Source organism: Leuconostoc kimchii IMSNU 11154 (genome assembly GCF_000092505.1).
In the GTDB taxonomy this organism is placed as follows: domain Bacteria; phylum Bacillota; class Bacilli; order Lactobacillales; family Lactobacillaceae; genus Leuconostoc; species Leuconostoc kimchii.
Window position 1 is genome coordinate 719,587 of sequence record NC_014136.1, and the last position, 20,843, is coordinate 740,429.

Sequence of the window (20,843 nt, forward strand, 5' to 3'; positions counted from 1 at the left end):
GTGGTTAAATTAATTTTTATTATGAAAATATTCAAATAAAATGAATTGATTATACCAATAATAGGAATGGGGCATAGTTGACAGAACAAACTGTACCGTGTATTATAGTACACGTGATACAGATGATAAAACATAATTGTGTCAAGGGGAATAATGAAACACGGTCTAAATTTGATGTTTAGGTTGGCTACTTGGTAAGCCTACGCATCAAAAATTTTAAAAAGGAAGTACATGAATGGCACAAATTCAGCGGAATCAACCATTGTATGAACAACTTATGTGGCGTATTAAAGGCCAAGTTGCTTCAGGTGTGCTGACGATGGGGGAAAAGTTACCCTCGGTACGAGAGATGGCTTTAATTGAGGGATTAAATCCAAACACTGTAGCGAAGGCATATAAGGCATTAGAACATCAAAATGTGATTGAAACGGTTGCTGGAAAAGGCACCTTTGTGAGTGCCGATGAGCAACAGGTTGCAGATGAACGTTTGATTAAAGCATTGCGTGAACAACTTGGGGAAGTTGTGATTGATGCTAAGCGAGCAGCTATTTCTGCCCAACAATTAAATGATTGGATTACTGAAGCCTATGGAATACCAAAAAATCCAGAGAGGGAGAAGACATGACATTAGTTGTTGAAAATATATCTAAAAAAATCCAAAATAAGACAGTTCTGAATAATATTAATTTTGAATTGCATGAGGGTGAAGTGACAGGTTTAGTTGGTCGTAATGGTGCTGGTAAAACAACATTATTTGGCACAATTACTGGTGAATTTTTACCAGATTTTGGCCGTATTGGTCTAGATGGTTTAGATTATTATAAAATGCCTAGCTTGCATGATCAGCTATTTTATATTGATATGCCTGAGAATTGGCTTAGTTACTATTCACCCAAGAAAATTAAAACGATTATGAAAGTAGCTTATAAGAATTTTGATGAAGCTTGGTATGATTTAGAGATTAAGCGTTTTGGGCTGAACAATAGTCGGCAACTGCGTAACTATTCAAAGGGTATGCGGGCATTATTTATGATTATTGTTAGTTTTGCTAGTCGTGCACAATATGTTTTTTTAGATGAGCCACTTGATGGTTTAGACGTACTGATCAGAGATCAAGTGAAGCAAATGATTGTAACACAGGTGACTGAACATAATACCGCAGTTTTGATTGCATCACATAACTTAATTGAACTAGATACATTAGTTGATCGTATATTATTGTTGAAGGACCAAACGATTGATCGTACATTTTCTATTGAAAATAATAAAGATATCAAAAAATACCAATTAGCATTCGTTGGTGAAACTTTACCTGACTTTTTGCGTGAGAGTGGCACAATTATTGCACAGACTGGGCATATTGTGACCATTGTGTTCAATAATTTTGTAGAAGATATTGGTATTAAATTGGCAGGACCTGATTTTAAATTTGTAGAAGAATTACCAGTAAGTAGCGAAGACATTTTTCGAGCTAGTTTTGCCAAAGAAGCCTACGCGTGGCAGCAAGAGTTGGAGGCTGAAGCATGAAACAAAGTATGAAGTTGTACTTCACAATCAAGAAAAATCAGTTTATGATGGCCTTGATATTAGGCCTACTATTGGCAGTTGTATCATTAACATCAAATTTTTTATGGCAAAATATTACTGTTAAACATTTTAACGAACAATTAGGACCTGCAGTTAGCGCCGTTTGGATTCTAATTGCTGCGGCCACAGTATTAAATGATCAACTGAAACACTTAGAAACATGGTTGTATACACAACATATTTCACGCAAACAACTTTTTATTACGCGGGTATTATTGTTAATTGTTTTACCGATTGTGGTGTCTTCCTTAATGGATATCATACTGACATTAATTACGCGTCCTAAAACAGTTGTGGATATCATTGCCGATGACGTTGTTAGTGGTATTCAACTATTCTTCATGGCAAGTGTCATGGCCATTGTTTATACATTGATTGGTCCAGTTTGGATGAAAATAATGACTGCTATCTTTATGTTGATTGTCGTTATATCACCAGTGCTTGCTATAGAAAAAATTGATCATATCTTTCACACAAAAGTATTTGAACATAGTGATACGCTACAAACAGTTTTCGCAAACGTATTACTTTTGCTATTATCATTAGTCTTATTTAGTATAGGTGGTTATTTGGCGACTAAGATAAGCGCTGATACAGTTGATGATGCTATTAGGCTTCATTATTTCAGGTGGCCATTTGTCATTTTTGTTTTTGTGTCAATGTTTATCACGTTAATAGCAGGAAATCGTTCACCGTTGACAGTTGCAGTTGTGCTCAACAACATGATCATACCAGTCATTATGACAATTGTGACATTTGTGTTTGTATTCAAACCCAAGTTGAAACTCACTTGGGATAAATAATGAGGCATTAGAAAAGGGGAAAATAATGGCACTATTAGAAGTAAAAAACATTGATAAAAAGTTTGGCAAAAAAATTGGGATGTCTCATGTGAGTTTTAATGTCGAGGCTGGGCATATTGTTGGTTTGATCGGTCCAAACGGTGCCGGTAAATCAACTACAATGCGTGCAATTACTGGTTTGATGAGTTATTCGGCTGGTACGATTACATTAGACGGACAACTAGTTACTTTCGGTAACCATCAGGCACTCGACAAGGTTGGTAATTTAATTGAGTACCCATCAATTTATCCGAACTTAACAGCGTTAGAACATTTAAAGCTGTATGCAATGGATACGAAAAATCCGGCTGATTTTACTGAATTAATGCATCGCACTCAAATAGATGGTGATAATTTTGGTAAGCGTAAAGCGAAACATTTTTCTCTGGGTATGAAACAACGTTTGGGAATTGCAATATCACTTATTAGACATCCTAAGCTAGTGATTTTGGATGAACCAATGAATGGCTTGGACCCACAATCGGTCCATGATTTACGTCAACTCATCAGAGACTTAGCTAATGAGGGCGTTGCATTCTTGATATCTAGTCATTTGCTAGATGAGTTACAAAAATTAGTTGACGACGTTGTGATTATTAATCATGGCAAGATTATTGAAACTGCCACGATATCAGAATTCTTTAGTCACGACAAAACACGTTGGGTATTTGAAACAACAGATAATGCGGCAATAGTCAAGTTAGCTAAGGCACATGACTGGTCAGTGACGATTGATGACGGTCACGTACAGATTTCTGGGGCGGAAAACTTACAACAGGTGATTACAGCAATTAATGCGATAGATGTTCAAATTAAGACGGTTAATACAGTTACGGGTAACTTGGAAAAATCATTGCTAGATATGCTAGCAACGGACGATCAGGGGGAATAATAAATGTTAACTTTAATGAAACAAGAGTATTATAAAGCATTCAAACAAAATCGTTTACATATTTGGTTAGGATTGGGTGTTTTATTTCCTTTACTGATTATGGGTATTTTTAAGTCTCAACGTGGCGCTGGTACGATTGTTGATTTGGGACATGGTACTTTTTATGTTTATATGGCAGGAATTATCATTACCGCACTGAGTGTGTCACAAGAATTTGGATTTGGAACAATCAGGCCACTCTTATCACGCCGATTTAGTCGCGGTATGATCTTTACAAGCAAACTGGTGTTGAATCTTAGCATTTATATTGCGCTATTTTTGTCAGTGTTTATTGGCACGATGATTGGTCAGTTAATTTTTGCACCGAAATTTAACTTTGCAGAACGTGTTGGTTATGCAGGGAACGCTTGGCAAACAATGGGCATGACAGTGCTAAGTACGTTGTTACAAATGATATTTGTTGCAGCATTGGTACTGCTTATCACAAATTTGGTTAAGAGCTCAGGGGCTGCGATTGGATTAGGTGTTGTGATGATTGTTGGTACACCAATTTTAAGTAGTATTTCGATTATGTTGATTCAAATGGCACCAATATTAAAGTGGAACCCCTTTAATATTTTCATTGGTATGTCGATGTATGGTCAATTATCACCTAGTAATATCAAAGATATGGTACACATGTCTCAAGATACAGTTATCATTGCTTATCTGGTATATATCTTAGTCATGTATGTGATTGCTTATCTTATTTTTAAGAAGCGGTCAGTTTAAAATCATATAAAAAGCGAACGTTTCACGTGAAACGTTCGCTTTTTATATGATTAGAATGTTGCCTTGTCAGCATCTAAATGTAACTCGCCAACAGATTGTAATTTATCCAGAGATCCTATATCTTCAGGCGTTAATGTGAAGTCAAACACATCAGTATTTGCTTGAATGTATGATTCATGGGTTGATTTTGGTAAAGGTAGAAATCCTTTGTCCAATGACCAACGAATGAGAATTTGAGGAATTGACTTGCCGTACTTTTCAGCTAAGTTGCTTACTTGAGGGAGATCAACTAACTTACCAGTACCAAGCGGTGAGTAGGCTTCATTCAAAATGTTGTGCGCTGTGTTATAAGCAACAAGATCAGCTTGTTGATCGGAAGGATTAAGGAAGTTTTGATTGACCATAGGTGCAATATTTTGCGTTTGAGCCAACGCTTCGAGATGATGGATTTGAAAGTTAGACACACCAATGGCTTTAACTTTTCCAGAAGCATATGCTTCCTCGAAGGCACGCCAAGTATCAGCATTTGCAGATTTCCAAGCGTCCGAACCCTGGGCTTGTATACCTGATGGATTAGGCCAGTGGATTAAATATAGATCAAGATAGTCCAAGCCTAATTTATCAAGTGATGTATCGAGTGCTTCGAGCGCCGCATCGTGGCTATGGGCATCATTCCAAAGCTTAGATGTGACAAATAATTCTTCTCGTGGCACACCAGAGTCTTTGATGGCACGACCAACGGATGATTCATTACCATATATAGCGGCTGTGTCAATGTGGCGGTAACCAGCATCAAGTGCCCATTTGACAGCTTGATAAGCCACATCACCATCGGCCGATTGCCAAGTACCAAAGCCAAGAACAGGGATTTTAACGCCATTACTTAGTGTGTACGTATCTGTAAGGGACATAACGATTACTACCTCCAATTGTAATGTTTTTTAGGTACCAGTAGGTTCGCCGGTAATCCTGATGGATATCAGAAGAGACTGATACGTTTCAAGAGTAGTATAACATATTCAAAACAACTGGTGGTGTCACATGATTATGGCTTGATTTTCTGTATTTGTTTTAGTTCTGATAATTTCCAAGTCACGTAATTTTCACCATTTGGAATTGTTTCAGTCACATTAATCACAGGCACATCATTTTCTTTGGCCAACGATACAAGATTAGAAACTGTTGCGCTGGTTGTTTGCTTATTATTAACTAAGAAAGCGATTTTGTGGTTTGTGATCGCTGATTTCAGGTTTGTCAATGTTGCAGGAGAAGGGTCATTGCCTTCTTCAATAGCTTCTGAGAAATCAGTATCCATAACCTTGTAGCCTAAAGCTGTTAACATGTATTCAAATACGGGTTCGGTTTGGGCCACTGATTGGTTATGAGCGTCTTTTTTGAGATCGGTGATTAGAGCTGTCACTGGTTTGAGGCTAGCAATATATTTTTTTGCATTGGCCTGGTAATCTTTTTTATGTGTTGGGTCTTTTTTAGATAACGTATCAGCTAAATATTGTGCGGTTTTAGTCATTGTATCTGGGTTGTTCCAAAGATGGGGATTAATGCCAGCTTTTTCGTTCAAAACATTTTCGCCAATCCGAATAAGTTGCGTTTTTTGAGATGTTTTAGCGAGCTTATTTAGCCATGAATCATAGCCTAAACCATTAGCAAGCGCAATATCGGCACCACTGACTTTTTTAGCAACAGTTGTTGTTGGCTCATAGTCTTCAGGGGAAACGTTGGCGCTTTTGATGATAGCTGTGGCTTTACCATGATTACCAACGACGGTTTGTGCAATTTCTGCGTAAAAATCGGTTGATGCGACAATTGTGATGTTATCGGTGTTTTTCTTTGGTGAAGCACCTTTAACGGTAGCGAAACCCACAATAGCAATGAGAACAACGGCCATAATAGCGATTAATTTTTTCATGAGTGATCATCCTTTAAGTGATTAATTTGAACAAGAAATGTCATAATTGTTTCTTGTTGCTGTGGTGTGAAATTAGCAATTGTGGCATCAATTTCTTGATGTAAACTTTGATGAGAAAGTTCATGTTGTTTTGCTAATTCAACACCAGCAGGTGTAACTTTGTACTTAATACTGCGCTTGTCTACCGGATCTTGTGTTGCTGATACATAGCCATGAGCAGTCAAGTTCTTAATGGCTTTGGTAATTGCTGGCTTACTCAGCTTCATTTTGTCGGCAAGCGTGGTATTAGTAGCGTTTTGAGATTGTAGCAGCATGAGCAGATGTGCCTGTGTGGCATTGATTTGTTGTGCTGTCGTTGTGCGAATGAACTCAGAACTTGCCGCGTACGTTTGGACAAAGGTGTTGAGTTCTTGAATAATGTTGTCGGATTCTGACATAATTGGCCTCGATAGTTTACTAGTTAATTAACCAGTAAACTATACCAAATAATGATTGTCTTTGTCAACCTTATCGTTAAAAGTAGCTAATCTGACATTTTTGTCAGGTTATCGTCGCATTTGTTAGTGAAGAAGCCGCCAAGTTAGTAGATAATAATAGATATGATATGGTATATGAATTGGAGAGAATAATATGTTACTAGAGGTTAATCATTTAGCAAAGGTTTTTAAAACACGTTTTTCAAAGGAAACAACAACGGCATTGCGTGATGTTGATTTTAGTGTTGAGAAAGGTGAATATATCGCGATTATGGGTGAATCAGGTAGTGGTAAAACAACACTCCTTAATATATTGGCAACACTAGAACGGCCAACTAACGGCGCCGTATCATTAAATGGTACGAATATAAATGGGATTAAATCCAATGATTTAGCAAAATTTCGCCGCGAGCATTTGGGATTTGTTTTTCAAGATTTTAATTTACTAGATACATTGAATGTACGTGATAATATTTATTTACCTTTGGTGTTGAATCGAAAGCCAATTCAAATGATGCAAGAACGTATTGGTACATTAGCGCCGTTACTTCACATCTCGGAAATATTAAGTAAACAACCCTTTGAACTATCAGGTGGTCAAAAACAACGTGTGGCCATTGCAAGAGCTTTGATGACACATCCTGACTTAATTTTAGGAGATGAGCCCACCGCGGCGTTAGATTCAAAAAATTCAGACCGATTGTTAAAATTGTTTGAAAAAATTAATGATGAAGGGCAAACAATTTTAATGGTGACGCATTCAAGTGTTGTTGCTAGTCATGCTAAACGTGTGCTGTTTATTAAAGATGGTATGATCTATCATCAATTGTATCGTGCTGAGCGTAGTACATCAGACTTTAACAAAGAAATCAACTTAGCCATGAGTAGTGTGTTAGGAGGCAATTGATATGTTTTATCTCAAATTAGCACAACGTAATATTCGGAAATCATTTAAGAATTTCGCGCCTTTTTTATTGGCAACAGTCATGATGTTTGTTTTGAATTTTATTTTGGCTTCAATTGCTTTTTCACCAGAATTAGATAAATTAGACATTAAGTCCGTAGCTGTCGTTCTAATTATTGGTCAAATCATACTGATTCCTTTTTCGATTGGGATTGAAATCTATGCTTACCGTTTTTTGTTAAAAAAACGCTCACGAGAGTTTGGCTTGTATGATATTTTGGGCCTTGGTAAAATGCAAATTATCGTTGTTGCACTGCTGGAATTATTCATTTTGCTGGTGGTAACGTTGCTACTCGGCACAATTGTTGGGGTTATTTTATCAAAGTTCTTATTTTTAGTTTTTATTGCTTTAATCGGTGGGAACTATTTTAATTTAACCTTTTCGATGTTAAGTGTCTCTATGCCGGTTATTGTGACAGTGATTGCGTTTGTTTTATTAGCATCGATTAGTATGTGGACAATTCATCATCATTCTAGTTTAACTTTATTGCATTCGGAAAACCAAGGTGAGCGTGAACCAAAATCACGAGGATTTTTAGCGTTCTTGGGTATGTTGTTATTAGTGATAGGTTATTACTTAGCGATAACGATTAAAGTCAATTCACTTATAATCGTCATATTTGCAGGCGCTGTGCTGCTAGTGATTGCGGGAACTTACTTATTTTACGTCGCAATGACGATTTGGTATTTAAAACGGCAAAAACACGGTCGTAAATATTATCAACCAGAAAAATTTATTACAACAAATGCTTTACTCTATCGCATGAAACAAAATGCAATTGGACTGGGAAATATTACAATATTGGTCACAATGGCCATCGTGACTTTAGTGACGACCGTCATGTTACAGGCTGGATTAAAGCAAAATATGATGGCGAATATGCCATTTACAACAGAATTAAGCGCCATGAATACCGGAGATACGCGTGCTGGACATGTAACACAAGGACAATTTGACCGTATTTTGGCATTAACTGAGCAACAAACGCAAGTTGATTTGAAAAAAGGAATTCAATATGTGGATTATGGTACAACGTCGGTGAAATTGACTCGTGGTAAACATGTGACGGTTAAACATATCATGTCCAGCGATAGTCAGTCAGGTGTTACGAATGTCCAGCTTGTTTCGCGTGATACGTTAATTAAGCTTGGCAATAAATTACCAAAATTAGCGCCAAATGACATACTCATTCATAATTATGCTGGCGAATTTAATCCAAAGACGATTAACTGGTTTGGACAGTTATTACGTATTAAAGGTCAAACAGCGCACGTCAAAAATTACGCAACACAAAGTCTTGTAGGAAACAGTACAATGATTGTCACGGCAAATGATACACAAACTAAACGGTTGTATCAACGGATGACGTTTGATGCAGATGGTTACTCAATTGCACAGCGTAAACTAGTGATTGATTTGAGTAAGAACGATAGTCAAAAGGTCGTTAAAGCCTTTAAATCAGTGAACGAAAACGATAACGTAGCACCAGTATCACTGCTCGCATCTGATCGAGTTTCACTACTAAAAGAAGGGCAGGCATACTCGGGTGGTTTTCTCTTCATTGGCTTTACTCTGGGACTTACTTTTATCATTGGGGCAGCATTAATTATTTATTATAAACAAATTGCTGAAGGTGAACAGGATAAGGAAGCTTTCCGTATCTTACAAGAGGTCGGTTTGTCTAAAAGAGAAGTGTCACAAACAATTAATAGTCAAATACGTCTGTTGTTTTTTATGCCAATTGTGGTGGCTGTTGTGCATTTTGCAGGTGCGTACATGATGATTACTAAAATTATCAATGCCTTTGGTATTAACAATAACGCATTAATGTTGTCCGTTAGTGGTGGCGTTATTCTATTAATCATCTCGTTATATTATTTGATTTATAAGTTGACATCACGTAGTTATGTCAACATTGTGCAACGTCACGTATAATAAAGATATGCAGAAAATATTTATTGTTGAAGACGACGTCAGTATTGTTAACAATTTAAAAAATATATTATCATCAGAATTCAGCGTTGCGTCAACGCTGAATTTTCGTGCTGTTGTGCAAGAAATAACTGATTTTCATGCTGATTTGGTGTTGATGGATATCACGCTACCCTATTTTAATGGGTTTTATTGGACAACCGAATTACGAAAGGCAAGTAAAGTACCCATTATTTTTATTTCAAGTGCTAATGATGACATGAATCAGGTGATGGCGCTCAGTATGGGGGCAGACGATTTTGTTGCTAAGCCATTTAATCTGATTGTTTTAAAGGCAAAAGTGCAAGCACTATTACGTCGGAGTTATCATTTTAGTGCATCAGAATTGCTGTTTGCGGGGTATCGTTTAATAGATAATGAGTTGATTAGCACGGATGCTAAGGTCGATTTAACGACTACGGAAACTAAAATATTACAAACGTTGTTTGAATATGGGACAACAGTTGTACCTAAAGACGTCTTGTTGGCAAAGCTGTGGGAAAATGATGAGTTCATTGATGCGAATACACTGCATGTTAATATGGCACGGTTGAGAAAAAAAGTAGCGGTCATTAATTTTGATAAAATTCACACAGTACGAGGGGTTGGCTATGTATTGGGGTAATTATTTAAAACGGCAATTGGGGTTGTGGTTGACGGTCATTGTGGGGATGAGTCTATTTTTGTGTACTTTTTTCTTATGGCAGTTACCAATGATATCACTACTCAATGCGAGTTTACTGTTCTTGCTAATGCTTCTCGTTTATGCAACGATTGATTATCAAAAATTTCGGCACGAGCAAAGATATATCGCTGATTTAGAGATAGAAAACGAGCAAACTCGTACAAAATTGGCAAAACAAATGCAGCGAGATCAAGCATTTATGGATATGATGCGTGTATGGACACATCAAATGAAAGTACCATTAGCTAGTTTAGATTTGATCGCGCAAACGCGGTTACCTGAACTACAAAAGCAAACATTTGAACTAGAAAATTATTTGACTATTTTGCTTGAATATCTTCGCGTTCAAAATATAGCCACTGATTTCCGCTTTGAGGTTGTTAATATTCGTGAGTTAGTTAATCAGGTGGTCAAAAAATATGCCAGGCAATTTATTCATAAAAACTTAAATGTTACAATTGTTGGTAACGCAATGATTAAAACGGATGCTAAATGGCTAACGGTAGCTGTTGAACAGATTATTAATAATGCGGTGAAGTACACGGAGTCAGGTGGCTTAAGAATTGACATAACGGATCAACAGTTACGCATGACAGATAGCGGGATTGGTATATTAGCTTCAGATTTACCACGGCTATTTTCACACGGTTTCACTGGTTACAATGGTCGACTAGATAAAAAGTCGAGTGGTTTGGGGTTATACCTATCAAAATTAGTGTTGGATAAATTATCATGTGACATTACAGTGACGTCAAAGATTGACGTTGGCACGACAGTCACCATTAGCTTTTTAACCCAAAGATAGATAACATGAGCTAATTATTGTGTTATGATGATAGAAATAATTTATTTATCATTAATACATTAATTAGTTGGGAGTACATTGGGAGATATGAACGTTATCAAATCACTATGTCAAGTATATTTAATTAATATGCTGAGTAATAAGTTTGTTTTTGTGTTTAACTTACTCTTACCCACGATTTATTTTTTATACCAAAACGGCAAATATTGGTCTCGTTCTAGTGTGCCTTTCAGCCAATCGACTAATTTAGTCATTAGTTATTTTTGGGCATACATTATTATGATGACCATTTTAAATAATGTGATTGTTGCCATGATTGCACAGCGAGAAAATGGTTTTTATAAGCAATTATTTTTTATTGTTGGATCGAAATGGAAAATACTCATTGCTAATTTTTTAGTGCAGCTGGTGGTTTTAATTGGGGAATTGTCTATCTTTAATGTGGTGGTGATGACCGTTTTTCATAATTGGCACATTAACTTGATTATAGCCGGCGTGCTGTCAGCAATGATTGTAGCCGTGCCGGTAGCGCTGATGAGTAGTTTGTTATTTTTGTTAAAAGTTAAAATTGAATCGATCAATATCTTGGTATCTATTTTATTGTTGGGATTGTTTGCACTGATTAATCTACCAGAAAGTGGTGCGCTTAGTAACGTGATAAACATGCTTAACCCACTGACCTATATGGTTGAAACATCTTTCCAAATGATGTCGCTACTTTTGAACAAGACATTCGATGATAGAATGGTTTTGATATGGGTGCTTGTTACAGTGGTTTATGGTGTCATCGGGTGGTTCGGCACGTCAAAATTGTCAGTCCATTCGATAATGGACCGGGTGTAGTTCAGGAGATTAACACATGCAAATAAAAAATTATTCATTACGTTATCCTGACCGCGTACTCGCTGAGAATTTTGACGCTGAATTTTCTAATCAGGTCATTAATGTCATCACAGGTGCTAACGGTGCTGGTAAAACAACATTATTAGACTTTATTGCGGGTGTTGGTCCAAAAGCGGCCAAAGGTGATAAAGTCAATGTCCCAATGCAAGCTGAAATTGCCTATCAATTACAGCATATTCATTTTTTTACAACACTAAGTGTCGCCCAGACAATTACGATGTATCGACAACTTGGTAATCCCACAATTGAAACACAAAATCCAACGTTTCAAATGATTAAAGAGCAAGTACTAGATAAAATATGGCATGTTGAGATGGGTAAATTATCCGGCGGTGAGCGGCAGATGGTGTTGACATATGGACAATGCCTATTGGAGAAAAAGCTGTATATTTTTGATGAACCCACTAGTGGTGTTGATGTTGATAATACAAAAATCATTTTGAAAATGATTGCTTCTTTGGTACAAAAGCGTCAAAAATTAGTCATTATGACATCGCATAACTTAGAACAATTGGCTGATTTACCGGTGCGTTTGATTAAATTGGGGTGAAAAAGCGCTTAGAGAATTTAAATTCCCTAAGCGCTTTTAGTTATATATTAATTTTAACCTTTAAACACCCAAGCATCACCGTTACCGGCTAACAACTTGTCAGATGCTTCAGGTCCCATTGAACCTGACTTGTAAGTTTCAAGTGGTGCCTTGTCGTCAGCATATACAGCTGAAATTGCATCAACGAACTTCCAAGCAATTGCGACACCATTCCAGTCAGCGAAGTTTGAGCCATCGCCATTCATTGTGTCATGAATCATACGTTCGTATGGTTCTGGTGTGTTTTGCTTATCTTCATCAGAAATTGTCCAACCAAGATCAATTGTGCGTGTATTGAAAGCATCTTCAACAGACTTTGAGTTAATCTTGAATTCTATACCACCCTTAGGATCGATCAAAATTGACAAAACAGACTCTTGCGCTTCTTGTGTTGTACCAAAGTCAAATGTACCAGCTTTGAAAACAATATCGACACGTGTTTGCTTAGCAGCTAAACGCTTACCTGAACGGACATAGAATGGGACACCTTCCCAACGTGGCAAATCAAACTGTAATTCACCAGCAATAAAGGTATTATTCTTTGAATCAGCAGGAACATCCAATTCTTCAAGGTATGGCTTGAAGTCAGCTGAATCGCCGGCACCGTATTGTGCGCGAACGAAGTACTTGTTGACTTCTGCTTCATCATAAATTTTCAATGCATTGAAAGCCGCGTTTTTAGCAGCACGGATGTCTTTATCGTTAAATGATTCTGGCTTTTCCATGGCTAACCAACCAACAATTTGCATCGTATGGTTTTGAATCATATCAAGCAATGCGCCAGCTGTATCATAATAACCGGCACGCTCTTCAACGCCTAATACTTCTGACAACGTCACTTGTACGTTTTTAATGTAGTCTTTGTTCCAAGCGGCATCAAAGATTGGATTGCCAAAACGCAAAGCAGCGATGTTTTGAACCATTTCTTTGCCTAAGTAGTGGTCAATACGGAATAATTGATCGTCTTTAAAAGCATTCTCCAAATCACTTTGCAATTCTGCTGCTGTCGTGTATGATGTACCAAAAGGCTTTTCAATCATCAAACGATTATAGCCAGTATCAGCTAGTAAGTTTTCTGACTTGAGGTACTTTGCAATTGTGCCAAAGAAACGGGGAGCAACCGACATATAGAAAATACGGTTACCATCAATGTCAAACTTTGTAGCAGCTTCTTCAATGGCTTCTTTCAAAATACCATATGAAGCGGCATCCGTGACATCATGTGCACGATATGAAAAATGTGAGATGAATGTTTCAGCTTGTTCTTGGTCGTCTGTGAAGTCAGCGATTGATTCGCGAACTAATTGCTTAAATTCTTCGTCAGTTAACTCTTGACGTGCTGTGCCAACAATGGCAAAGTGTTCTTGTAGGTATCCTTTTTTATAAAGGTTGAAAACGGATGGATAAAGCTTACGTTTTGCTAAATCACCAGTACCGCCGAAAAATGTTACCAACGTTTTGATTTCTGAAGCCATGATGTTCCCCTTAATTTTAAAATTCAATTCACTATTATTATAACGCAAAATTCAGTTGAAAGTACGCGTTTTCACAAACATATTAATCATCTAAAAGGAAAAAGTCATGTTAATCGATAGTTTTACACCGCAACAACAAAAGATACTCCGGCAATTGGATGTTGGACAATATGCTGGTCAGTCACTTATTGCACATGCGCCGACTAAAAATGCGTCTAAAAATTATTATGTGATTCATGTTGATCTTAAGACAAATAATTGGCGTTATCAAACTGATGAACCACTGAAACCCGCTGAAGTTGCTGATTTATTAAAAGCTGGCGGACTAAAAACAACACCAGTACGGCACCAATATGTTTTAAATTCTACTGTGTTCAGTCGACCTATTTATCGTTTGATAAAAACCGTTGTGGGGCAGTCTAAAAAAATAATTAAACGATAATATATGCGTGCATACGTGTATGTTAAGTAAAAATAGATCAGTTGGAGGATTTATGCACAGTGACTTAATCAACAAACCGCGACCGTTAAATGAAAAATGGTTACTTTTGGGGACCTTACTATCCAGTACCGGGAATTCAATGATCTGGCCGGTTATGACACTTTACATGACAGGCGCATTAAACCAAAGTTTCACAACAGCAGGTATTGTCCTCATGATTGGTGCCGCGCTAAGCATGTTTGGCTCTTATGTTGGCGGTAAATTATTTGATCACTGGCGTCCATATCAAGCAATGGTCATGACCGGTGTCATTATTTTTTTGGCGGTTTTTAGTTTAATTTTTTGGAATCATTGGCCGGTTTTTGCTATCTTAGTATGGATAGCTAATTTTGGTATGGGCATTGAGCAGACCTTGGTTAATTCGTTTGCAACAACGTTACCTGGTCACAAAACACGTGTGATATTTAATAACATGTATATTTTTTTAAATATTGGCGTCGTACTAGGTACTTTAGCAGTGGGCTATTTATTTGATTACGGTTTTAGTCTATTGATGGTCATTTCGACAATGATTTATTTCTGTTTACTGCTAGTGATTGTAACTAAGTTCAACGTGCCAGTTGCGACTACTGAAAACGTATCATCGTCGGTTGATCAACAAATTAATGTGTCGCGTGACAGTCTGCAAAAATTTAGATTAACACCCGTTCTGACTGCTATTGGCGCGTTACTGTTTATCACTTATCTCTCGTATATGCTATGGGAAACGGTTATGGCACCGCATATGAAAACTTTAGGCATGCCCACACGAAACTATGCTGATTTGTGGATGATTAACGGTGTGACAATTATTGTGTTGCAAAAATTTGTTTCTAATTGGGCTAATAAACACCCGTATCATGTGTCCGTTATTTTAGGTAGTGTCATATTTGCTTCGAGTTTTTTCTTTTTAATTTTTGTCACAGAATTTTGGCAAATTGTGCTGGTTTTTGAACTATTGACTATTGGTGAAATGTTGCAAAGTCCGCAAGTGCCCGCATGGGTTGCTCAAATTACCCCCAAGTCAGTTGCAGGACAGGCGCAAGGCTTTGTCTCAATGATGATCAGTTCAGGACGCGTGATCGGGCCCATTTATTCTGGTATCATGATGGATCATGGTTGGATGAAAATATTATTTTTTTCGGTGTTTATTTTAATGATACTCATTACTGCCGTATTGTCATTGACGTTGGCACGACGTGTTGACAAAAATACAGTAGCATAGTAAACTAATGTTACTTGAAATTAGCAACTATTTTAGTAGAATAAACATTCGGCGTTAAGAGAAGCAGTGGTCGGTGAAAACTGCACAGGTGTTGATATTCGAAATACAGCTATCGATTTAAGCATGGCAGCACCATGTTATCAAATGCCAAAGTGATGCGTTTTTTAGCGCGTAAGCTGGGTGGTACCACGGATTTTTAAATGTCGATTCGTCCCTTCTGTCAATGTGACAGCGGGGACTTTTTTATTGTCACGATACAAAAATTGACAGGAGAAGTGGTATGGATAATAAGTTAAACACAGGAACTTCAGTGGCACTAGTTGTCGCGACAGTTATGATTTTGGCAATCGGAGTAATTGGTTTTGGGCTGGCACCCATTGCACCAATCTTGCTTGTCATTGGTATGATTATGGTGGTTGCGCGCTTTAGAGGCATTTCTTGGAAAGATAGTCAAACAGCGCTCATTAAAGGTGTTGAATCGGGATTGACGCCATTATTTTTATTCTTATTAATTGGTGCACTCATTGCCTTATGGTTGGCAATCGGAGTGATTCCAACAATGATTTGGGTTGGCTTTAAAGTATTAACACCTGCTTTTTTCTTGCCGACGGCTTTCATAACAACATCAATTATTGGCACACTAATCGGTAGCGCATTTACAACGCTATCGACAGTTGGTGTTGCGCTAATGGGCGTTGGCACATTGATGGGTATCAATCCAGCCATAGTTGCTGGGATTGTGTTGTCAGGGGCAATTTTTGGTGATAAGAATTCGCCATTATCAGATTCAACGAACTTAGCCAGTGCCATTTCCGAAACGGATTTATTTGCACATATCAAAAATCTGATGTGGACGACTGTACCAGCTTGGAGTTTAACGTTTATTGTGACGATTGTTATGAGTTTAGGGCATCAAACTCATGCAGATGCAGCACGTAAGATTACGGCGTTGCTACCTTTGCTACAACCGACATGGTGGGCAATTGTGCCACTTGTTTTATTAGTTGCAACGGCATGGTTTAAATTGCCTGCTATTCCTGCTCTGATGATCAACGTTCTAGTATCAAGTGTCATGTTTTTAACACAGCATAACTTGAAGGCTTGGGCTGACTTATTAGTGAACGGTTTTCATACGACAAGTACTAACGCAACGTTGATGTCATTGCTTAATCGTGGGGGGATGTCTGCCATGATGGGAACGATTATGATGATTATGTTGGCACTTGCCTTGGGCGGGTTGTTGAGCGGATTGGGTATTTTGAATCGTGTCATGGCACCCATTGTTAGCCATTTACAGACCCAACGTTCAATTATATTGGCAACATTATTGACGGGAATTGGCGCTAACTTCTTAGTTGGCGAACAATATTTAGCCACAATTTTACCAGGGCAATTGTTTAAAGAGAGCTTTAAAAAAGTTAAGCTATCAGCACTAGCTCTCGGTCGAACAATTGAAGACTCAGGGACAGTCATGAATTACTTGGTGCCATGGGGTGTGGCAGGTGGCTTTGCTGCACAAACATTAGGCGTGCCAGTGATTGAATTTGCACCATTTACATTATTTGCCCTATTGTCACCAGTCATGTCAGTATTGTCAGCTGTGACGGGTGTTGGGTTGAAGCAAAAAGAACAGTAAATTGTATATTGAGATGCAGTAAATAGAATAAACAGAAATTAACTCGGCTATTAAGGTTGAGTTTTTTTATTTTAATGATATAACAGTCCTTAAAGTAGCGGGTTTATATGCAGTCGAATTTATAATATTAGATTTGATAAAGCGAACACTATGGACTTTAAATAACTTAGCAAAGAAAATTAAAAGCATTTTTACATTTATAGTCACCACCGTGTCGCTTATCCAAACCAAAAAATGTCAAATAAAAAAAGAGCTGGTGTTCCTACGCACTAGCCCTTTTTACTAGAGAGGTTAGTCTCCATGTACTTTTTCCTATTAACATTATAACATTATATTATTGGTATTTCAAAACATGATATACTTAAAAAGCTGTTGTTTTCCTACTATACTGCAACGGCAAGGAGGTTTAGACTCCATGCTTTACTTTTTTCAAGAACTCACACAATTGTTCAATGCAATTTGCGTGGCAATTGTGACGTTCGCAATTAAACGTTATTTTGATGACCGCGACGGTCATTGAGATTATGTGGGCATCCTTAGGATGCTTTTTTGTTTGCCCTTATTTTGTAACCCAGCTATTCCTTTGTGTCATTGTGGGGTTGATCTTTTTTTATGATCGTAAATTAGCCAAGGTTAATCTGGTGTTAGAGCTGTATATTAGTCTTTTGGAAACATTTTTTCATTGATAACAACGACTGTTTTTTCACTAATTCCCATTCTATGTTCAAATAATAGATCTACCAATTCATCACCATCAACCAGTGTAATTAAATTAGCTCCCTGTCGAGACCTGCTAATGGCATCATTTGTATAAGTCGACGTTGTAACAAATATGCCTCTGTCAGCATTATGACCACTAATGGTACCAGCAAAGTTACTAATATCAGGTCCTGTTACAGCCCCCTTAGTAAATCGCTTAGTTTGTAAAACAATTTTATACGTCATCAGCTCTGGTGTTCTTAAATAACCTATGCCGTCAATACCACTATCTCCGGATTTTGAAGTAGTGTCCATTTTAATACCTATTTTTCGCATGAGGTTAACAATTAGTTCTTCGAATTTATATGGATTCATTTCAGTTAGTCGTTGTAATAATTGATCTCTCCATAATTCAGAATCATCTGTTTCTTCGATAATATCTGCATCTAAACTAGCAGCGTTGATGTTTGAAGATGCGAGTATTTCATCTTTCTTTTTTTGATTATTGAGCCTATTTTTTTGCCAAATAGGCGTTGATATAGAATAAACATCGTCCCAGACATCAAAATTATTTGTATCAACATCTTCTCCCATCTGTGTAAGAGCCCATACGCCCCACTGTGGTGAATAAAGTAGGCCTGCTTTTTTTAAGTTAGACATAGCCCATTGTAGACGAAATTCTAATTGACTTTGACCGTTACTAGACTTTTTTTCTCTGTCTTGATCGGTGAAAAAAGGATATTCAGAAGCTTTTTCTTTGACAAGAGCAGCCTTAGTTGGTCCGCCATAAGCCTGTAATGCTTTTAAAATGGCGACCACGCCAAATTTCTCTATATAATTCAAATTTTTTTCTGAGTTAATAAAGCTAAGCCAATTTTTAGGCATATTAGCTTCTTGTTCTGTTACTTTTCGAATAATTCCAAAATTATCATAATTCAAATCAACCATGCTCAATATATCCTTAACGTATCTATTTTTAAACTATTTTAATTATACATTAAAATAAAAATACTATTACAAAGTGAGCCTAAAATGTAGACAAAATAGAATTGCATAATCTGGGGCTGGCTCCTCGGCAATCAACATTAAATAATCCAATCAAAAGCAGCTAAATCAGACTTTATATCTTTGATTTTTGCTTGCGAAATAGGTTGTAATTGTAATTTTGAACGCAGCCGGATGCTGTAACGTTGTGTTGATGAATTGTAATCAATAGCAGTAATATCATGGATAGGAATAATGATCGAACGTGTCACCATAACAAAACCATAAGGTTTTAATTTAAGAAACAAGGCATTGATTGTTTCTGTTGTTGTTATTTTTGAATCGTCAGTTAAAAGCAGTTTAACGTGACGTAATTCTTTTTTGATTGATTTGATGCTATCAATATTAATCATTTCGATCATATTTTTATTTTTAATACCAATTTTAACATCGTTACTTTTCAGAATATGATGTTTATCAGTCTGTCGTATTTTTGTTAGCGCCTTTTGTAATCTGACAGCGTTGATTGGTTTGGTAATATAGTCAATAGGTGAAGTTTCGTAGGCATCAAGCGCATAAGAGGCTTCAGAGGTGGAGAATATAATTTTAATGTTGGGGTAGTTTGCATTAATCATTTTTGCAATGTCTAAACCATTTTCATTATGGAGCAGAATGTCTAAAAATAACAAATCTACTTGATCAGCATGTGATTGCAAGTAATGCCAAAGATGGTTGAATGAAGACGACGTTTGTACGACATTGATGTAGTCATAAAATGATAACATTGATTCTAAATTTTCAATTGCTGAGGGTTCGTCATCTAAAATGATTGTATTTATTTTATGTGGCATTGATTTCTCCTTAATTATGATAATGGTATTGAAATAGCAATCTCGACATAGCTGTTACTTGTTTCTGTAATAATTAACTCGCCAAAATATTTATCAACAATTTGCGTAATAATATACAAACCGAACCCATGTTGATCTGCGTTTTTAAATTTCGAACTAATACCTGGTTTTATCATATTTGTTTTGATCGCGTGTTTTATTTTTCCGGAATTTTTAATTGAAATAGTAACCTGTTGCTGAGATTGCGCAAAAGATAATTCTACTTGTGGCTTTTGCTTTTGATATGCTTCACTGGCTTCAAATGCGTTAGTAATTAAATTACCCAGTAATTGATTTAAATCATATAGGGACAAGGGTAGTTTAGATAAATTATTATCAAAGTAGATGGTAAAAGCTATTTGCTTTTTTTTAGCTAGTAATTCGTAACGGTATAACAACGCGCTAATTTCTGGAAATTTGAGTCCAGACAAATTTGAAAGGTAATCGTTATCCTTGATTAAGTCGTCCATGTAGTCGTTTAGTTGCTGTATCTGGTTACTCTTCAGCAATTGATGAATTGTATTGAGATGAGCATTGTATTCGTGTCGACTAGCTTTCAGTGTGTTCAAGTATGATTGTAGATCGTGGGCTTGCTGTTTAACGCTTGTTTCCTTTAATAATTGGATTTGACGTTCGTGTTGCAAAAAAAGAAAAGCAATACTCATCATTACGATGGCAAGAATGAGTATGATGACCGATTGTAAGATTGTCAGTGGCCAAGCGGTGATTAACTTCTTGAGATCACCACTGAAAATATAGAAAATCGTTAAGCTGCCAATAATGAATATGAGCGCTTTATTCATATTTTGGTGCCAAAATTGTTCCTGATCGTGTTGGACATTGCTCTTAAACAGTAGCCATCTTAATGTTATCGCGCAGACATTGAGAGCAGCAAAAAAAATGATATATGTTATCAGATTATTGAGCAGGTGTTCATTTAAACTAGTGAGAAAAACGACAAATATTAAGTATAAGCTGGAGATTACGATAAAACCTAATAGTAAATTTAAAATAGCAGGACGTGCATCTAAAATAATTAG

General features: G+C 36.9%; 21 protein-coding genes. 14 read left to right on the forward strand and 7 right to left on the reverse strand.

Features of this window, described 5'->3' with window-relative positions:
* The first annotated feature begins 235 nt into the window (after positions 1–235).
* The 5 genes from LKI_RS04045 to LKI_RS04065 are packed head-to-tail and all read left to right on the forward strand — an operon-like array spanning position 236 to position 4,092.
* Positions 236–625: a GntR family transcriptional regulator gene (locus tag LKI_RS04045; RefSeq protein WP_013102889.1), complete on the forward strand. Its 390-nt coding sequence runs from the start codon at positions 236–238 to the stop codon at positions 623–625.
* On the forward strand, positions 622–1,527 hold the full coding sequence (locus LKI_RS04050) for an ATP-binding cassette domain-containing protein (RefSeq protein ID WP_013102890.1): 906 nt from the start codon (positions 622–624) through the stop codon (positions 1,525–1,527). Before LKI_RS04045 ends, LKI_RS04050 begins: the two co-directional genes overlap by 4 nt.
* Positions 1,524–2,390, forward strand: a complete 867-nt coding sequence (locus tag LKI_RS04055) for a hypothetical protein (RefSeq protein WP_013102891.1) — start codon at positions 1,524–1,526, stop codon at positions 2,388–2,390. Before LKI_RS04050 ends, LKI_RS04055 begins: the two co-directional genes overlap by 4 nt.
* 25 nt (positions 2,391–2,415) lie before the next feature.
* Entirely contained in the window at positions 2,416–3,321 is a 906-nt protein-coding gene (locus LKI_RS04060; protein ID WP_013102892.1) for an ABC transporter ATP-binding protein, read from the forward strand.
* Positions 3,322–3,324: 3 nt separating this feature from the next.
* Positions 3,325–4,092: an ABC transporter permease gene (locus tag LKI_RS04065; protein ID WP_013102893.1), complete on the forward strand. Its 768-nt coding sequence runs from the start codon at positions 3,325–3,327 to the stop codon at positions 4,090–4,092.
* 50 nt (positions 4,093–4,142) lie between these two features.
* Here the strand turns inward: LKI_RS04065 and LKI_RS04070 are convergent, their stop codons facing one another.
* From LKI_RS04070 to LKI_RS04080, 3 genes are all read right to left on the reverse strand, one after another.
* Positions 4,143–5,003, reverse strand: a complete 861-nt coding sequence (locus tag LKI_RS04070) for an aldo/keto reductase (RefSeq protein ID WP_013102894.1) — start codon at positions 5,001–5,003, stop codon at positions 4,143–4,145.
* Positions 5,004–5,137: 134 nt separating this feature from the next.
* Positions 5,138–6,019, reverse strand: coding sequence for a metal ABC transporter solute-binding protein (locus tag LKI_RS04075; RefSeq protein WP_013102895.1), 882 nt, complete (start codon positions 6,017–6,019; stop codon positions 5,138–5,140).
* A complete protein-coding gene (locus LKI_RS04080; protein WP_013102896.1) occupies positions 6,016–6,456 on the reverse strand; it encodes a MarR family winged helix-turn-helix transcriptional regulator in 441 nt (146 codons plus the stop codon). Before LKI_RS04080 ends, LKI_RS04075 begins: the two co-directional genes overlap by 4 nt.
* A 193-nt stretch (positions 6,457–6,649) precedes the next feature.
* On the opposite strand from LKI_RS04080, the gene LKI_RS04085 reads away from it, so the two are divergent.
* From LKI_RS04085 to LKI_RS04110, 6 genes are all read left to right on the forward strand, one after another.
* Positions 6,650–7,402 (forward strand): ABC transporter ATP-binding protein, encoded by a 753-nt coding sequence (locus LKI_RS04085; protein WP_013102897.1) that lies wholly within the window; start codon positions 6,650–6,652, stop codon positions 7,400–7,402.
* Position 7,403: 1 nt separating this feature from the next.
* Positions 7,404–9,395, forward strand: coding sequence for an FtsX-like permease family protein (locus LKI_RS04090; protein ID WP_013102898.1), 1,992 nt, complete (start codon positions 7,404–7,406; stop codon positions 9,393–9,395).
* A gap of 7 nt (positions 9,396–9,402) precedes the next feature.
* Positions 9,403–10,056: a response regulator transcription factor gene (locus tag LKI_RS04095; RefSeq protein ID WP_041773579.1), complete on the forward strand. Its 654-nt coding sequence runs from the start codon at positions 9,403–9,405 to the stop codon at positions 10,054–10,056.
* On the forward strand, positions 10,043–10,921 hold the full coding sequence (locus tag LKI_RS04100; RefSeq protein ID WP_013102900.1) for a sensor histidine kinase: 879 nt from the start codon (positions 10,043–10,045) through the stop codon (positions 10,919–10,921). The genes LKI_RS04095 and LKI_RS04100 overlap by 14 nt, the downstream gene beginning before the upstream one ends.
* An 87-nt stretch (positions 10,922–11,008) precedes the next feature.
* Complete coding sequence (locus tag LKI_RS04105) at positions 11,009–11,764, forward strand: hypothetical protein (protein WP_013975398.1); 756 nt, start codon at positions 11,009–11,011, stop codon at positions 11,762–11,764.
* A gap of 16 nt (positions 11,765–11,780) precedes the next feature.
* Positions 11,781–12,374 carry an ATP-binding cassette domain-containing protein gene (locus tag LKI_RS04110; protein ID WP_013102902.1) on the forward strand — a complete coding sequence of 198 codons (594 nt, stop codon included), beginning with the start codon at positions 11,781–11,783 and terminating at the stop codon, positions 12,372–12,374.
* A 53-nt stretch (positions 12,375–12,427) separates the two neighbouring features.
* On the opposite strand, the gene zwf is transcribed toward LKI_RS04110, so the two are convergent.
* Entirely contained in the window at positions 12,428–13,888 is a 1,461-nt protein-coding gene (gene zwf / locus LKI_RS04115; RefSeq protein WP_013102903.1) for a glucose-6-phosphate dehydrogenase, read from the reverse strand.
* A gap of 106 nt (positions 13,889–13,994) precedes the next feature.
* Between zwf and LKI_RS04120 the strand changes: the two genes are divergently transcribed.
* The 3 genes from LKI_RS04120 to LKI_RS04130 all read left to right on the forward strand — a co-directional run bounded on the left by LKI_RS04120 (position 13,995) and on the right by LKI_RS04130 (position 17,230).
* On the forward strand, positions 13,995–14,330 hold the full coding sequence (locus LKI_RS04120) for a hypothetical protein (RefSeq protein WP_013102904.1): 336 nt from the start codon (positions 13,995–13,997) through the stop codon (positions 14,328–14,330).
* A 52-nt stretch (positions 14,331–14,382) separates the two neighbouring features.
* On the forward strand, positions 14,383–15,594 hold the full coding sequence (locus LKI_RS04125) for an MFS transporter (RefSeq protein ID WP_013102905.1): 1,212 nt from the start codon (positions 14,383–14,385) through the stop codon (positions 15,592–15,594).
* Positions 15,595–15,874: 280 nt separating this feature from the next.
* Positions 15,875–17,230, forward strand: a complete 1,356-nt coding sequence (locus LKI_RS04130; protein WP_013102906.1) for a Na+/H+ antiporter NhaC family protein — start codon at positions 15,875–15,877, stop codon at positions 17,228–17,230.
* A 657-nt stretch (positions 17,231–17,887) separates the two neighbouring features.
* Here the strand turns inward: LKI_RS04130 and LKI_RS04135 are convergent.
* From LKI_RS04135 to LKI_RS04145, 3 genes are all read right to left on the reverse strand, one after another.
* Positions 17,888–18,877 (reverse strand): restriction endonuclease, encoded by a 990-nt coding sequence (locus LKI_RS04135; RefSeq protein WP_013102908.1) that lies wholly within the window; start codon positions 18,875–18,877, stop codon positions 17,888–17,890.
* 137 nt (positions 18,878–19,014) lie between these two features.
* Positions 19,015–19,764, reverse strand: coding sequence for a LytR/AlgR family response regulator transcription factor (locus tag LKI_RS04140; protein WP_013102909.1), 750 nt, complete (start codon positions 19,762–19,764; stop codon positions 19,015–19,017).
* A 14-nt stretch (positions 19,765–19,778) separates the two neighbouring features.
* Complete coding sequence (locus LKI_RS04145) at positions 19,779–20,606, reverse strand: sensor histidine kinase (RefSeq protein WP_013102910.1); 828 nt, start codon at positions 20,604–20,606, stop codon at positions 19,779–19,781.
* Between the last annotated feature and the right edge of the window lie 237 nt (positions 20,607–20,843).